The sequence below is a fragment of the Actinomycetota bacterium genome (assembly GCA_014360645.1).
In the GTDB taxonomy this organism is placed as follows: domain Bacteria; phylum Actinomycetota; class Geothermincolia; order Geothermincolales; family RBG-13-55-18; genus Solincola_B.
Window position 1 is genome coordinate 2,305 of record JACIXD010000026.1, and the last position, 1,307, is coordinate 3,611.

Here is a 1,307-nt window from a genome sequence, read left to right on the forward strand (position 1 = left end):
CTGTGCTTCAAGATGGAGGAGGTGGGCTAGATGGCGCTTTCCGACTACAAGCGGGACATGGAGGGCTGCTCCCGCTGCTCCTCCTGCAAGTGGGTGCCCTTCAACCAGATCAAGAGCTGGCGCTTCGCCAAGAACTGCCCCTCCATCTGCCGCTACAACTTCCACGCCTACTCCGGCTCGGGGCGCATGATCATCGGCAACTCCATCCTCGAGGGGCGCTCCGAGCTCAACGAGGCGGTGGCGGAGATCATCTACCGCTGCCAGCTCTGCGGGGCCTGCGACGCCGCCTGCAAGGTCTACCGCGACGACATCGACTTGACCGAGGTGCTGCTCGAGCTGCGGGCCTTCTGCGTGGAGTCGGGCGAGCTTCTGGTGGAGCACATGGCCGTGATCGACGCCTTGAAGCGCGAGGACAACGTGCTGGGCGAGCCCAAGGCTAGGCGCGGGGAGTGGGCCCAGGGCCTCCCGGTCAAAGACATCAACACCGAGGGATGCGAGGTCCTCTTCCACGCCGGCTGCCGCTACTCCTACGACCCCGACTTGAGGGACACCGTGCGCGCCGCCGTCTCCCTCATGCTCTCCGCCGGGGCCGACGTGGGCATCGCGGGGGCCGAGGAGTCCTGCTGCGGGGGGCGGGCCTACGAGCTGGGCTACCGCGGGGAGGCCGCCAACTACGCCGACGACCTCCTCTCCCGGGTCAAGGCCTCCGGGGCGAAGACCCTCGTCACCCCCTGCGCCGACGGGTACGCCCACCTGCGCTACCTCTACCCCAGGATGGGCAGGGAGCTCCCCTGCGAGGTGCTGCACATAACCCAGTACCTGGAGCGCCTCGTCTCCGAGGGCCGCCTCGCCCTGCGGGAGCAGGTGCCCCTGCTCCTCACCTACCACGACCCCTGCCACCTGGGAAGGATGGGGGAGCCCTTCCTCTCCGACTGGAAAGGCGACAAACTGGAGCGCCCCATGAGCCTCAAGCGCGCGGGGCGCAAGGGCGTCTACGAGGAGCCCCGCGCCCTCATCCGCGCCCTGCCCGGGGCGGGCCTTGCGGAGATGGAGCGCATCCGGGAGTACGCCTGGTGCTGCGGGGCGGGGGGAGGGGTCCTGGAGGCCTTCCCCGACTTCGCCCTCTGGACGGCCACGGAGAGGCTGGAGGAGGCGCTGGCCACCGGGGCGGAGGCCCTGGCCACCGCCTGCCCCTGGTGCGTGCGCGCCTTCCGGGACGCCGCGCAGGAATGCGGCGCCGACCTGCCCGTCTACGACCTCATCGACCTGGTGGCCCTGTCCGCAGGGATCAAGGTGCCGGCGGGGAC

General features: G+C 69.9%; 1 protein-coding gene. It reads left to right on the top strand.

Annotated elements, in window-relative coordinates; translation table 11 throughout:
• Window positions 1–30: 30 nt before the first annotated feature.
• Window positions 31–1,307: (Fe-S)-binding protein (locus H5T74_14540; protein ID MBC7231593.1), on the top strand; the 1,277-nt coding region annotated here is incomplete at its 3' end.